Here is a 13,716-nt window from a genome sequence, read left to right as displayed (position 1 = left end):
CGTGGTCCGTCCCGCCTCCGTCGACGCGCCCGCACCGGCCGCCACCGCGCGGCCCGGCCGCCGTCGCACGACCTTCCACCCGCTGCGGGTCAGCCACGTGGAGCGGCTGTGCGAGGACGCGGTCGCGGTCAGCTTCGACGTCCCGCCGGAGCTCACCGAGGAGTTCGCGTTCCGGCCGGGCCAGTCGCTGACGCTGCGCCGCCGGGTGGACGGCCGCGAGGAGCGCCGGTCGTATTCGATCTGCGCCCCGCACGGCGCCGCGCCGCGGATCGGCGTGCGCCACGTGCCGGGCGGGCTGTTCTCCAGCTGGCTGGTGCGAGAGGTGCGGCCCGGCGACGAGATCGAGGTGCTCCCGCCGGTCGGCAGCTTCAGCCCGGACCTGACCGCGCACGAACGGCATGTGTGCGTCGTCGCCGGATCGGGCATCACGCCCGTGCTGTCCATCGCCGCGTCGGTGCTGCGCGAGACGGACGCGACCGTGACGTTGCTCTACGGGAACCGGCGCAGCGACACGGTGATGTTCGCCGACGAGCTCGCCGACCTGAAGGACCGCTATCCGGCGCGGTTGGAGCTGGTGCACGTGCTCTCGCGGGAGCCGCGCGAGTCGGAGCTGTTCACCGGCCGGCTGGACGCGGCGAAGATCCGGGCGATGCTGTCCACAGTGGTCGATGCCGATTCGGTGGACCAGTGGTGGCTGTGCGGGCCGTACGGCATGGTCAGCGACGCCCAGGACGTGCTGCGCGAATGCGGCGTCGCCACCGGGCGGATCCACCAGGAGCTGTTCTACGTCGAGGACGTGCCGCCGGAGCCGGCGCGCCACGAGGAACCGGCGGTCGAGGGCCCGACCAGCGAGGTCACGGTGGTGCTCGACGGCCGGTCGACGCCGATGTCCCTGCCCCGCGACGTCCCGGTCCTGGACGCGGCCCAACGGGTCCGCCCCGACCTGCCGTTCGCGTGCAAGGGCGGCGTCTGCGGCACCTGCCGGGCGAAGGTCACCTGCGGCGAGGTCCGGATGCGCCGCAACTTCGCCCTGGAGGAATCCGAGGTCGCGGAAGGTTTCGTCCTGACCTGCCAGTCGTTGCCGACCACCGACGAGGTCACGGTCGACTTCGACGCCTGACGGCCGGCCCGGCCGCGAGCTAGCCCTGCAGGGCAGGGCTGACTTCCTCCGCCGCGCGTCGGCCGGATTCCACCGCGGCGTCGAAGTAGCCGTTCCACCGCACCGCACCGCGGTTTCGGTGCAGGGCCCAGTGCAGCGTCCCGACGGGCTTGCGCAGCGCCGCCCCGAACGCGGTCCAGCCGCCCGGGATGAAGTGCCCGGAGAAGCATCCGCGAGTCCATTCCTCGGCGAGCCAGTCGAATTCGACGAGTTCGTCGGGGCGGAGCGCTCGGCTGCCGAAGAGGTCACCAAGCTGTTCCAGGATGAGCCGGCGGCGTTCTTCGGGGGCGCATCGGCGCAGCGTGATGGCTTCGTCGCCGTAGGCGAACGCGGTCAGCACGGCCCTGGGCGCACCCGGCGGCGTGTTGTCCACCGTTTCGGTGAGCACGCCGGAGGTCGACCGGGCCACCCCGGACAGGCCGTCGGCACGCCAGAACGGCTCCGGGTAGATGGCGTGCACCTTCATCGCCGTTCCCGCGGGCATCCGCTGGAACACGCCTCCGCTGCCGAACCGCGTCGTCATCCCGCTTCGACGTGCTTCTGCCGCGGCCGGGCGGAGAGGTGGTCACCCGCACGAGTGTCAGCGGCGTGCCAACATCGGGCAACTTCAGGCAGATCGGCTCGGCGGGATGTCCACTGTGGTCAGGAGGCCTTGCGGGAACGGCGGCCTTCGGTGCCGCTGGGTTTCCGGGCGGCCGCGGCGACCGCCTCTTCGAGCTCGGCGCGCTTCATCTTGGAGCGGCCCCTGATGCCCAGCTGCTTCGCCCGCTCTTCGAGCTCGGCCTTGTTCAGCTCCGCGAGATCCTCCTCGGCGCGCTCGGGCCTGCGGCCCTTGCGGGCCTCGTCGACGCTGCGCCGCAACGCCTCGGTGAGGTCGATGACGTCCGTCGGCTTCGGCGGCGCCTCCGCCGCCGCCACCTCGCCGCCGTGCGCCTTCTCCGCCAGCAGCTCCTCGACCTTCGCGGTGTAGGTGTCCTCGTACTGCTCCGGCTCCCACGACCCGCTCATCGACTCGATGATCGTGGTCGCCATCTGCAGTTCCTTCTCCGACGGCTTCGCCTGCTCGCCCTCGTCGCCGATCAGCTCGCCCGGGTCGCGGACCTCGTCGGCGAAGTAGAGGGTGTTCAGCGCCAGCACGGTGTCGTCGGCGCGCACCGCGGTGAGGTACTGCTTGCCGCGCAGCACGAAGGTCGCGATCCCGGCCTGGCTGGTCTCGTGCATCGCCCGGCGCAGCAGGTTGTAGGGCCGGTAGTGCTCCTTGCTGTTGGGTGCCAGCCAATAGGTCTTCTGGAAGTGCACCGGGTCGATCTCGGTGATGTCGACGAACGTGGTGATGTCGATGGTGCGGGAGCGGCCGGGCGCGATCTCGTCGAGCTCGGCCTGCTCCACGGTGATGACCCCGCCGTCGAACTCGCGGCCCTTGACGATGTCGTTGTAGCCGACCTCGTCGCCGGTGCGCTCGTTGACCCGCTTGTAGCGGATCCGGTCGGCGGTGCCGCGCTCGTACTGGTGGAACTGGATGGTGTGGTCCTCGGTCGCGGCGTAGAGCCCGACCGGGATGGTGACGAGGCCGAAGTTGATGGAGCCGGTCCAGATCTTCCGCGGCATGGCTGCCTCCCATCGCCCCGGCGCCCGAGCGCCGCCGGTGTTCACCATGCGGTGGCGGGCGCAAGATCGCAGAGTTCCTGCTCATCGCAGTGGCGTCGAGTTGCCCTCGGTATTTCCCGGGGTCCGGTGTGGAGAAACAACGCGGTGGGTGCCGTCGGCCAGCCGTTGCGTCCGGCCGTGGCGAGCGAGCAGTTCCAGCAAGGGAACCGCAACGCGGCGCGAGGTGTCCAGCGCCTGCCTGGCCTGGCTGAGCGTGAACGGCTCGGGCAGGCGTGCCAGGCGCGGCACGGCGACGTCATCGGCGTCTGGCAGGAGCACCAGGCCGGGAGCAAGGCGCAGCAGTGCGCCGGTGTGCGCGGCTGCCGCGAGTTCCTTCTCACCGAGGCCCAGTTCGGCGAGCTCGTCGGCGGTCGGAGCTTGGAACGGGTGGTCGATGAGCGCCCGCTGGATCGCCTCCACCGCGCGCTGCACGCGTTCGGGCAACTGGCTCCGTCCCTTGTGCAGCCGCCCTTCGTGCAGGGCGATCCCGGCGGCTCCAGCGATCGCGGGCAGGAGGTCCGGATCGGGCAGGTCCAGGGCGCGGCGGGCGGCTTCGGCGGGCATGCCGTCGTCCAGCGGGTGCGTCTCGTGGTGCCGTGCCAGCAGTTCGTCGAGGCGGCCGCCGAGTTCGTCGCGGTGCTTCTCGTCCAGCAGCCACGGCCCGGGGCCGGGCGGGGTGGCGCCCATCGCGCGCAGGTCGTCGGCGCGGATCAGGCGTCGGCGCCGCAGTTCGGCCGCGCCGTCGGGGCGGCCGTCCATGGTGTCCAGTTCGGCCGCTCGTGCGCGGGCAGCGCCGCGCCTGGTCAACTGCGGTGGGCGGACGTCGAGCACCACGAGTCCGCCGCAGATGCGCCGGCTTCCCGGATCCCGCAGCAGCGCTCGGTCGCCGATGCGGAGGGGCAGCGGGGTGCGCAACGTCAGCCGCGCCGTGTCATGGCCGAGCGGCCGGACGCGCGCCCCAACCGCCGCCGCGCCGATGTGCAGCACCAGGTCGTGGGGCAGACGCGGTGTCGCCCCGGTTTCAACGGAAGTCGGCGACGTCGCCCGGTGGATCCGGACGTCGAGAACATCGGTGGCCAGCCAGCGGCCCGGGGTCAGCAGCGCGTCTCCGCGCCGCACCTGGTCGAGGTCCACGCCGCGGAGGTTGACCGCCACTCGCGCGACAGCGCCGACCTGCTGTTCGGATGATCCGAGCGCCTGCAGGCCGCGGACCGTCACCTCCACGCCGGCGGGATGCAGCTGCAGCCGGGCATCTTTGCGGAGGATTCCTGCCGAGAGGGTTCCGGTCACGACGGTTCCGGCACCGCGAATGGTGAACGCGCGGTCCACCCACAGCCGCACATCGGCATCCCGGTCCGGCGGCGGCAGCCGGTGGATGAGCTCGTTGAGCTGCCGGCGCAGTTCGTCCAGGCCGGCCCCGGTGCGGCCGCTGACGTGCACGGCCGGGATGCCGGCGAGCGTGGTGCCGCGCAGCCGTTCGCGGGCCTGTTCGGTGGCGGGGCCGGGATCGGCCAGGTCGCAGCGGGTGACGGCGAGCAGGCCGTGCCGGACGCCGAGGGCGGCCAGGGCGTCCAGGTGCTCGCCGGATTGCGGCATCCAGCCCTCGTCGGCGGCGACGACGAACAGCACCGCGGGCACCGGGCCGATCCCAGCCAGCATGTTCGGCACGAACCGCTCGTGGCCGGGCACGTCGACGAACGCGGCGGTGCAGCCGTCGGGCAGCCGGGTCCACGCGAACCCGAGGTCGATGGTCAGGCCCCGGCGGCGTTCCTCCGCCCAGCGGTCCGGCTCCATGCCGGTCAGCACGCGGATCAGCGTCGACTTGCCGTGATCCACGTGCCCGGCGGTGGCGATGACGTGCATCAGCACACCTCCAGCACCGCGCGACGCAGATCGTCGTCGTGCTCAGGGGAGAGGGCGGCCAGGTCCAGCAGGCAGCGATCGCGTTCGATGCGGGCGAGGACGGGCGGGCGGCCTTCGCGCAGGAGTTTCGCGAAGCGTTCGGGGAGCACGACCGCCGCGCTGGGCAGCGTGACATCAGGAGCGCCACCACCGCCGACTGTCGCCTCGCTGCGTTGCGCCGAGGCCGGGACACCGGCCGCGTTGAGCGCATCCGCGAGCCGTTCGGCGCGGGTCAGCAGCAGAGCCTGGTCCTGACGCAGTCGCTGCGCGGTCGGCGTGCTCGGGCCGCGAACGGTGGCTTCCAGCGCGGCGAGGGTGAGCTTGTCGACGCGCAGCGCGCGGGCCAGCGGATGTCGCCGAAGCCGGTGCACGATCTCGGCACGGCCCAGCAGCAGTCCCGCTTGAGGTCCGCCCAGCAGCTTGTCGCCGCTGGCGATGACCAGTTCCGCTCCGTCGGCGAGAGTCGTGGTCGCGTCGGGTTCCTGCGGCAGGGCCGGATGCGGGTGCAGCAGCCCCGAACCGATGTCGACCACCACGGGCACCCCGAGTTCGCGCAGCGCGGAGACCGGCACGGCAGCGGTGAAGCCCGTGATCACGAAGTTCGACGGGTGCACCTTGAGGACGAAGCCGGTGTCCGGGCCCAGTGCCGCCCGGTAGTCGTCCAGCCGGACCCGGTTGGTGGTGCCTATCTCGCGCAGCCGCGCGCCGGTGGCGGTGAGGAGCTCGGGAATGCGGAATCCGTCGCCGATCTCGACCATTTCGCCGCGCGCCAACACGATTTCGCGGCCTTGGGCGAGCGCGGTCGCCGCGAGGGCGAGCGCTGCGGCGCCGTTGTTGACCACGTGCGCGGCCTCCGCGCGCGGCACGGCGGCGAGCAGTGCGGCGATGGCGGCCGCACCGCGCGGGCCGCGTCGGCCGGTGTGCAGGTCGAGTTCGACGTTCGTGGTCCCGGCGGCCTGCTGCAGGGCGTGGATCGCCGCGTCCGACAGTGGTGCGCGCCCGAGATTGGTGTGCAGCAGCACGCCGGTCGCGTTGAGCACCGGCCGGATGCTCGAAGCGGAATCCGGTAGCGCGGCCAGGGTTTCCGGGACGACCTGCTCCGGCTCGATCTCGCCGTTGCGGGCGCGCTCCTGCGCCGTGTGCACGGCGTGCTTGACCAGCCGGTGGCCCAGCCGCGCGGTCGCGGCGGCCACCTCGGGATCGGCCAGCACCCGGTCGGTGCCCGGCACACGCCGCCGCGGATCGGCCATGACCGGACTATAGAGACTGTTTTGGATGTGGTGGAGTGCGGATGTGGTAACGCGGGGCTTTGTCTTTGAAGCGGCGTAGCCGCTTAGCCCACCTATGCGACTTGCACCTCCGCGGGTTCTCAGACTGTGCCCGCCCGAAGGGGCTCTCGGCGAGGCCAGTCCCCGACGTGGTGAATTGGCATTCATGATGTCGGGGATCCCACAGCGAGAAGGCGACCGTAATTCCCGCAGGGGGCCGCCACCCGCACCGCCACGCAGATCGAGTTTGGAAGCAACCTCTATAGGACTGTCGCCGGACTCGTTTCGGATGGCGCCGACCCGCTACTCAGCCGGCGGCGACGTGCACCTTCTCCGCGCCGATGCGGCGGATGCGTTCGCTGCCCCAGGTACCGAGCGCCGTCAGCGCCCGGTTGAGCGACTCGCCGTGTTCGGTCAGGGAGTACTCCACCTTGGGCGGCACCTCCCGGTAGACCTCGCGGTGCACGAGCTCGTCCTGCTCCATCTCCCGGAGGTGCTGGGTCAGCATCTTCTCGGTCACGCCGGGAAGGCCGCGCCGGAGCTCGGCGAACCGCCGGGTTCCGTGCTCCTGCAGCTCCCAGAGGATCAGCACCTTCCACTTGCCGGACACCACGTCCATCGCGGCGTCGATGCCGCAGAAGTACGGCCCGCGCCGGGCTGACTTCACCATCCGCACTCCTCGCTTCCCAGAAGGTAAGTACCGCACTGATCAGCCGGTACTTGTCGATCTTATCGGTTGCGGAAACGATTCCAGCACTGGAAAACAGCACCGAGGAGCTTCGAAGCCGAGCAACAACAAGGATTCCCGCGGCACCGTTCTCGCGCGAAGTCGCCGACCCCCGCTTCGGCCGAAAGACTCCGGAACAAGCCGACTGTGACAATGACTGTTGACAAGGTCTGTACTCTGCGGTGTATGGCTCGCACCCCGCGCGAAACGGATTCCGGCAGGTGGATCGACACCGGTGATGGGCTGCGGTTGGCCGTGCGGGAGCACGGCGATCCGGCCGCCCCGACGCTGCTCGCGGTGCACGGCTATCCCGACGACCGCACGGTCTGGGACGGCGTGGTCGAGGCGCTGTCCGCGCGGTACCGGGTGGTCACCTACGACGTGCGCGGGGCGGGGGAGTCCGACAAGCCACGCCGCACCGACGCCTACCTGCTGGACCGGCTCACCGATGATCTGCGCCGCGTCGCCGACGCGGTGAGCCCGGACCGGCCGGTGCACCTGCTCGCCCACGACTGGGGCTCGGTCCAGGCCTGGCACGCGGTCACCGATCCGCGGCTGGCCCACCGGATCGCCTCGTTCACGTCGATCTCCGGGCCCTGCCTGGATCACGTGGGCCGATGGATGCGGGCCAAGCTGCACCGGCCGACGCCACGCGGGTTGCGCGAACTGGTCGTGCAGATGTTCTTCTCCGGCTACATCGGTTTCTTCCAGCTCCCGGTCCTGCCCGAGCTGGCGTGGCGAACCGGGGCGCTGCCCAAGTTGATCGGCGTGCTGGAGCGGCTCGACCCGTGGGCGGCGCAGAACCCGACGCGACCCGCGCTGTCCGACGGACTGCACGGTTTGCAGCTGTACCGGGCGAACATGCGGTCTCGGCTGGGGAAGCCGGGGGAGCGCCGCACCGACATCCCGGTGCAGGTGCTCGCGCCCGGTGGCGATCCGTTCGTGTCGACGCCGCTGCAGACCGGGATCGCGCCGTGGGTGCCGAACCTGCGGGTTCGGCGGCTGCCGGGCGGCCACTGGCTACCGCGAACCCGGCCCGAGCTCGTCGCGCGGTGCGCCGCGGAACTGGTCGACCACGTCGAAGGTGGCGCGGAACCGCGCGCCCTGCGGGCCGGCCGGGTTCGCCCGGGACGGCACCACTTCCAGGACCGGCTGGTGGTGGTCACCGGCGCGGGCGGCGGGATCGGCCGGGCGACGGCGCTGGCCTTCGCGGCGCAAGGCGCGCACGTGGTCACCGCCGACATCGACGAGTCCGCCGCCAAGGGCACCGCGGACCTGGTCGCGCGCACCGGCGCGGGCGCCACGCCGTTCCACGTCGACGTGGCCGACCAGGCGGGCATGGAGCGGTTCGCCGAGCACGTGCGCGCCGAACTCGGCACCCCGGACGTGGTGGTGAACAACGCCGGAATCGGCATCGCCGGGTCCTTCGTGGACACCGAGGTGGCGGACTGGGAACGCGTCATCGACATCAACCTGTGGGGCGTCATCCACGGTTGCCGGCTGTTCGCCGAGCAGATGATCGACCGCGGCGAAGGCGGGCGGATCGTCAACGTCGCCTCCGCCGCCGCGTACCTGCCGTCGAAGCTGCTCCCGGCCTACAGCACCACGAAGGCCGCGGTGCTCGCGCTCAGCGAATGCCTGCGCGCCGAGCTGGCCGCTGAGGGGATCAAGGTGACCGCGATCTGCCCCGGGCTGATCAACACCGGCATCACCGGCAGCACCAGGTTCGTCGGCGTCGCCGACGACGAACAGGACCGGCGCCGCCGCGCGGCAAAGCAGCTCTACCAGCGGCGGAACTTCACGCCGGAGCGCGCCGCCGCGGAGATCCTGCGCGCGGTGCGGCGCGACGCCGCGGTCGCGCCGATCACCGCCGAAGCCAAGGTCGGCCTGGTGCTGTCCCGCCTGACCCCCGGGCTGCTGCGCGCGGCGGCCAGGGCCGACCTGACGCCCCGCTGATTCGAGGAGGCCGGAGATGTCGCAGATCGATCCAGGCGAGCCGGACCGCATCGCGTTGCAGGCCCGCGACGTCGCCTTCGACTGGGCGCAGCTGCCGATGCACTGGATTCCCGGCGAACCGTTCGCCACGCACATGATCAACTTCCTGCATCTGGTGCTGCCGGAGGGCGAGCGCTGGTTCGTGGAGGTCTTCAAGCAGGCGCTGCCGCTGATCAAGGACGAGCAGCTGCTGGAGGACGTGCGCGGCTTCGTCGGCCAGGAGGCGATGCACGCCGAGTCGCACCAGGGCGTGCTGGACCACTTCGACGCGCACGGCCTGGACACCCGGCCGTACGTCGCGCAGGTCGGCTGGATGTTCCGCAAGATCCTCGGCGACCGGCCCCACGGCGGCAAGCGCGCCGAGTCGTGGCTGGTGCAGCGGCTGGCGATGATCGCGGCGATCGAGCACTACACGGCGTTCCTCGGCCAGTGGGTGCTGGACGCGAAGGAGCTCGACGCGGCAGGCGCAGACCCGACGATGCTCGATCTGCTGCGCTGGCACGGCGCCGAGGAGGTCGAGCACCGGTCGGTCGCCTTCGACCTCTACATGCACGTCGACGGCGGCTACCTGCAGCGCTGCCGGGCGATGGTGATCGCGATCTCGGTGCTGGCCATTCTGTGGGCGCGAGGTGTCCGCTTCCTGATGGCGGGCGACCCGGTGCTGCGCGGCCGCCGCAAGCCGCGCTTCCGCGACATGCTGCGCACCGGGCGGCTCGGGCTGACGCCCAGCTACTGGCAGATGCTGCGGTCGATCCCGCCCTACTTCCGCCGCTCCTACCACCCGTCGCAGCACGGTTCGACCAGCCAGGCGGTGGCATACCTGGCGAAATCGCCCGCCGCGCAGGCGGCCGAGCACTGATGGCCGAGACCGATCGCGCCGTGCCGCCGGCGCTGACCCACGCCGGCCCCGACCGGTTCCTCTGGGCGCTGGACAAGGTGACCACCGCCGTGGAATGGCTGCACCGCAACGATCGCCGCAACCGCCCGCCGGTCCGGCCGGTGGACCGCGACATCCCGCTGCTGGTGTCGGAGGTCCGCGCCGAAGCGGACGAGGTGATCAGCCTGCGGTTGACGAGCCCGGGCGGCGCGCCGCTACCGGCCTGGCAGCCCGGCGCGCACCTCGACGTCGTGCTGCCCTCCGGCCGCAAGCGGCAGTACTCGTTGTGCGGGGATCTCGGCGAGCGCGGCCACTATCGGATCGCGGTCCGGCGGCTGGCCGACGGCGGCGGATCTCGCGAGATCCACGACGAGCTCCGCTCCGGCAGCCGGATCGTCGCGCGCGGACCGCGCAACGCCTTCCCGTTCGTCACCGCACCGCGGTACCTGTTCATCGCGGGCGGTATCGGCATCACGCCGATCCTGCCGATGGCCCGCACCGCCGCGGCGCGCGGCGCGGACTGGCGGCTGGTCTACACCGGACGGTCGCGCGAGTCGATGCCGTTCCTCGCCGAGCTGGCGGCGCTGGATCCGGCGCGGGTCTGGATCCGCCCGGACACCGAGTTCGGCATCCCGGCCTCCGGCTCGGAACTGCTGGAGCACGCGCCGCCGGACGCGGCGGTGTACTGCTGCGGGCCGATCCCGATGATCACCGGCGTCCGGGTCGACTTGCCCGGCAGCGCGGCGGATTCGCTGCACTGGGAGCGGTTCTCGGCTCCGCCGATCGTCGACGGCCGCCCGTTCACCGTCGAACTGGCCCGCACCGGCGAAACCGTCGAGGTGCCCGCTGACCGGTCGGCCCTGGACGTGATCGGCAAGGTCCTGCCGCAGGTGCCCTACTCCTGCCGCCAGGGCTTCTGCGGCACCTGCCACGTCCGGGTCCTTGCCGGGGAGGTCGACCGCCGGGCCCGCGCCGAGGACGACCGGATGGCGATCTGCACCTCCCGCGCGACGGGCCGGATCGTGCTCGACCTCTGAACCGATCACCGCGACGAAAACCACTCTTGGCGGGGCTTCTCGTTGCCGTACGGTCTGAGTTGGGAGACCGATCTTGGGGAGAAGCCATGGAGCTCACTGGTCTGGTGGAGATCACTTCGGTCGACGAACTGCGCGAGATCGTCGGCGAACCACTGCAGCGCGTCGTGGACAAGTCGCGCCCCGGCCTGCACGAGCTGGACCGGCAGTGGCTCGCGGCCTCGCCGTTCTGCCTGATCGCCACCTCCGCCTCGGACGGCACGTGCGACGTCTCGCCGAAGGGCGACCCGGTCGGGTTCACGCTGGCGCTGGACGACCGGACGATCGCCATCCCGGACCGGGCGGGCAACCGGCGCGTCGACGGCTTCCGCAACGTGCTGTCGAACCCGCACGTCGGCCTGATCTACTTCATCCCCGGCCGCGGTGACACCCTGCGCATCAACGGCCGCGCGCGGCTGGTGCGCGACGCGCCGTTCTTCGATGAGATGGTGGTCAAGGGCCACCGCCCGGCGCTGGCGCTGGTGGTGGAGATCGACGAGGTCTTCCACCACTGCTCGAAGGCCTTCCTGCGTTCCAAGCTGTGGAAGTCCGAAACGTGGGAGCCGGACGCCGTGGCCTCCCGCGCGCAGATCGCCAAGTTCCTGGAGCGCCCGGAGGACTCGCTGGCGGAACTGGAACGCTACTACGGCCCGTCCTACGCCAACGGCCTCTACTGACGAGCCGCGCCCCGGACCGCCGAACTGACCACGTCGGCGGCCTGCGCCAGACCGCCGGCGGTTTCGTCCAGCACCTGGGCGAGGATCTCGCGCAGCGGCGTGCCGTTGGTGCGGACCAGCCAGCTGTGCATGGCCGAGCCGAAGCAGCTCATCAGGGTGATCGACCAGGCGATCGTGCGCGGATCGTCGCTGCCGGTGCCCGCCCGTTCCGCGACCAGTTCGGCCATGTCCTGGACCCAGCGCTGCTTGATTAGGTGCATCTCGTAGTCGCCGGCGTGCTCCAGGCTGTCCAGCAGCTCGGCACGCATCAGGTGCTGCGCGCGGTCCTGCTCGATGCGTTCGGCCGCGTCCAGCAGCGCCGCGGCCAGCGATCGCATCGGGTGCTCGCCGGCGGGCCGGGCGGCCAGCACTTCGCGCATCCGCTCGGCCTCCCGGCTCGGGTCGCCGAAAAGCACGGCGTCCTTGCTGGGGAAGTGGCGGAAGAACGTGCGCGGGGCGATGTCGGCGGCCTCGGCGATCTGCTCCACCGTGGTGTTGGCGAAACCCTGCTCGGCGAACAGCTTCAGCGCCGCCGCCTCGATGGCCGCGCGAGTGCGCATGGTCCGCCGATGGCGGCGGTCCTGGGGGCGGGAAGCGGGGTTCTGCGCCGCAGCGGCCGTCATACCTGCCAGATTCGTCCCGGCTCCAGCCCAGGTCAAGCGTGTACGGCTGACAAATGTCAGCACTGACATAACCTGGAGGAGGAACCGGTACGACGGGGGTGGCGAACGTGTCCGAAGTGGCCGCGCCGGCGGGCAAGGCGCTGACGGCGGGGGAGCAGCAAGCGCTCGCGGAGGGCATCGAGCTGCCGGTCTACCGGCGGCGGTGGGCGACGCTGCTGGTGCTGTGCCTGGCGTTGTCGGCGACGATGCTGGCCAACACCTCGCTCGGCGTCGCGCTGCCGTTCCTGTCGCAGGACCTCGGCGCCTCGCTCGCCGCGCAGCAGTGGTTCAACAACGCCTACGCCCTGGTGTTCGCCGGGCTGCTGTTCACCACCTCGGCGATCGCCGACCGCTACGGCCGGAAGCCGATGCTGCAGGCCGGTCTGGTGCTCTTCGGCGCCGCCTCGGCGTACGTGTGGCTGTTCGTCGGAACCAGCGGCGAGCTGATCGCGGCACGAGCGCTGCTCGGGCTCGGCGCGGCCATGATCATGCCCGTCACGCTGTCCATCCTGACCAGCGTCTTCCCCAGCAGCGAGCGGACCCGCGCGGTGAGCCTGTGGGCGGCGGTGTCCGGCGCCGGGACCGCGCTCGGGCCGGTGATCGCCGGGCTGCTGCTGGAGGTCACCACCTGGCACGCGGTGTTCGCGATCAACATCCCGGTCGTGGTGGTCGGCGTGCTGGCCGGGATCCGCTACGTGCCCGGGCACCACGGCAAGCGGGACACCACGCTCGGCGGGATCGACCTCGGCGGCGCCGTGCTGTCCACCGCGGGGATCACGCTGGTGGTCTACGCGCTGATCGAGGCGCAGCACATCGGGTGGACCGCGCCGCGCACGCTGCTGATGGTGGCCGGCGGACTGGTGCTGGTGGCGCTGTTCGTGTGGTGGGAGCGGCGGGCCAAGGACCCGATGCTGGACGTGTCGCTGTTCCACAACCGCGCGTTCTCGGCGTCCGCGGTGTCGCTGACGCTGGTGTTCTTCGCGCTGATCGGCGTGTTCTTCTCGCTCAGCCAGACGCTGATCCTGGTTTTCCAGTACTCGCCGCTGAGCGCGTCGGTGTCGCTGCTGCCGATGTCGGTGGTGATGGTGCTGATCGCCCCGCAGGTGCCCAAGCTAGTGCAACGCTTCGGGCCGCGGGCGATGATCGCGGTCGGCCTGGTGGTGTCGGCGCTGGGCATGGCGACACTGAGCACGCTTACGGCCGAGTCCGGTTACTGGCATCTGCTCGGCGGGCTGTCGCTGGCCGCTCTGAGCATGTCGGTCGCGATGACGCCCGCGACCGACCAGCTGATGGCCAACGTGCCGCGCGAACGGGCCGGGATGGGTTCGGCCACCAACGACGTGACCCGCGAGGTCGGCGCATCGCTGGGCGTGGCGGTGCTGGGCAGCGTGCTCGGCACCTCGTACGCGGCGCAGCTGGCCGGCTCGGTCGCCCACCTGCCCGCGGAGCTGCAGGAGGTGGCGAAGTCCTCGCTGGCCGGCGGCCTGCAGGTGGCGAAGTCGCTCGGCGCGGGCGGCGCCGAGCTGGCGCACCAGACGATGGCCGCCTGGATGTCCGGCATGCAGGTGTCGAACCTCGTCGGCGCCGGGCTGATCCTCCTCGCGGCGCTGATCGCCTGGACCTGGCTGCCGCGCCGCGAACTCTGAGCTTGCACCACCTCGCCTGCGGGTTTCTCCTGGAACCACGCGCG

Annotated in this window: 12 protein-coding genes; 6 read left to right on the top strand and 6 right to left on the bottom strand. The window is 71.5% G+C overall.

What is annotated here, in order from left to right; genetic code table 11:
* The first annotated feature begins 1 nt into the window (after window position 1).
* The gene (paaE, locus tag AB0I53_RS17775) at window positions 2-1,120 is read left to right on the top strand and encodes a 1,2-phenylacetyl-CoA epoxidase subunit PaaE (RefSeq protein WP_358603522.1); all 1,119 of its coding nucleotides are present in this window, start codon (window positions 2-4) and stop codon (window positions 1,118-1,120) included.
* Window positions 1,121-1,139: 19 nt separating this feature from the next.
* Here paaE and AB0I53_RS17770 read toward each other — a convergent pair whose 3' ends face one another.
* The 5 genes from AB0I53_RS17770 to AB0I53_RS17750 form a co-directional block, all read right to left on the bottom strand.
* Complete coding sequence (locus AB0I53_RS17770; RefSeq protein WP_358603519.1) at window positions 1,140-1,682, bottom strand: FAD-dependent oxidoreductase; 543 nt, start codon at window positions 1,680-1,682, stop codon at window positions 1,140-1,142.
* 119 nt (window positions 1,683-1,801) lie between these two features.
* Window positions 1,802-2,767: a Ku protein gene (locus tag AB0I53_RS17765; RefSeq protein WP_358603516.1), complete on the bottom strand. Its 966-nt coding sequence runs from the start codon at window positions 2,765-2,767 to the stop codon at window positions 1,802-1,804.
* 81 nt (window positions 2,768-2,848) lie between these two features.
* Window positions 2,849-4,669 carry a selenocysteine-specific translation elongation factor gene (selB, locus tag AB0I53_RS17760; protein ID WP_358603513.1) on the bottom strand — a complete coding sequence of 607 codons (1,821 nt, stop codon included), beginning with the start codon at window positions 4,667-4,669 and terminating at the stop codon, window positions 2,849-2,851.
* The gene (gene selA / locus AB0I53_RS17755; RefSeq protein ID WP_358603510.1) at window positions 4,669-5,958 is read right to left on the bottom strand and encodes an L-seryl-tRNA(Sec) selenium transferase; all 1,290 of its coding nucleotides are present in this window, start codon (window positions 5,956-5,958) and stop codon (window positions 4,669-4,671) included. The genes selB and selA overlap by 1 nt, the downstream gene beginning before the upstream one ends.
* 325 nt (window positions 5,959-6,283) lie before the next feature.
* The gene (locus tag AB0I53_RS17750) at window positions 6,284-6,646 is read right to left on the bottom strand and encodes a helix-turn-helix domain-containing protein (RefSeq protein ID WP_358603507.1); all 363 of its coding nucleotides are present in this window, start codon (window positions 6,644-6,646) and stop codon (window positions 6,284-6,286) included.
* A 243-nt stretch (window positions 6,647-6,889) separates the two neighbouring features.
* On the opposite strand from AB0I53_RS17750, the gene AB0I53_RS17745 reads away from it, so the two are divergent.
* The 4 genes from AB0I53_RS17745 to AB0I53_RS17730 all read left to right on the top strand — a co-directional run bounded on the left by AB0I53_RS17745 (window position 6,890) and on the right by AB0I53_RS17730 (window position 11,325).
* On the top strand, window positions 6,890-8,659 hold the full coding sequence (locus tag AB0I53_RS17745) for an SDR family oxidoreductase (RefSeq protein ID WP_358603504.1): 1,770 nt from the start codon (window positions 6,890-6,892) through the stop codon (window positions 8,657-8,659).
* A 16-nt stretch (window positions 8,660-8,675) separates the two neighbouring features.
* Window positions 8,676-9,557, top strand: a complete 882-nt coding sequence (locus AB0I53_RS17740) for a metal-dependent hydrolase (protein WP_358603501.1) — start codon at window positions 8,676-8,678, stop codon at window positions 9,555-9,557.
* Complete coding sequence (locus tag AB0I53_RS17735; protein ID WP_358603498.1) at window positions 9,557-10,612, top strand: PDR/VanB family oxidoreductase; 1,056 nt, start codon at window positions 9,557-9,559, stop codon at window positions 10,610-10,612. The genes AB0I53_RS17740 and AB0I53_RS17735 overlap by 1 nt, the downstream gene beginning before the upstream one ends.
* Before the next feature lie 86 nt (window positions 10,613-10,698).
* Window positions 10,699-11,325 (top strand): pyridoxamine 5'-phosphate oxidase family protein, encoded by a 627-nt coding sequence (locus AB0I53_RS17730; RefSeq protein WP_358603495.1) that lies wholly within the window; start codon window positions 10,699-10,701, stop codon window positions 11,323-11,325.
* Here the strand turns inward: AB0I53_RS17730 and AB0I53_RS17725 are convergent.
* Window positions 11,319-11,924, bottom strand: a complete 606-nt coding sequence (locus AB0I53_RS17725; RefSeq protein WP_358603493.1) for a helix-turn-helix domain-containing protein — start codon at window positions 11,922-11,924, stop codon at window positions 11,319-11,321. The genes AB0I53_RS17730 and AB0I53_RS17725 overlap by 7 nt on opposite strands.
* A 170-nt stretch (window positions 11,925-12,094) precedes the next feature.
* Between AB0I53_RS17725 and AB0I53_RS17720 the strand changes: the two genes are divergently transcribed.
* Window positions 12,095-13,672 carry an MFS transporter gene (locus AB0I53_RS17720; protein WP_358603490.1) on the top strand — a complete coding sequence of 526 codons (1,578 nt, stop codon included), beginning with the start codon at window positions 12,095-12,097 and terminating at the stop codon, window positions 13,670-13,672.
* Window positions 13,673-13,716 lie beyond the last annotated feature (44 nt).

Origin of the sequence: Saccharopolyspora sp. NPDC050389 (genome assembly GCF_040655595.1) — a bacterium.
In the GTDB taxonomy this organism is placed as follows: Bacteria; Actinomycetota; Actinomycetes; order Mycobacteriales; family Pseudonocardiaceae; genus Saccharopolyspora.
Note: the sequence above shows the minus strand (reverse complement) of the source record. Positions and strands in the feature narration are given on the sequence as shown.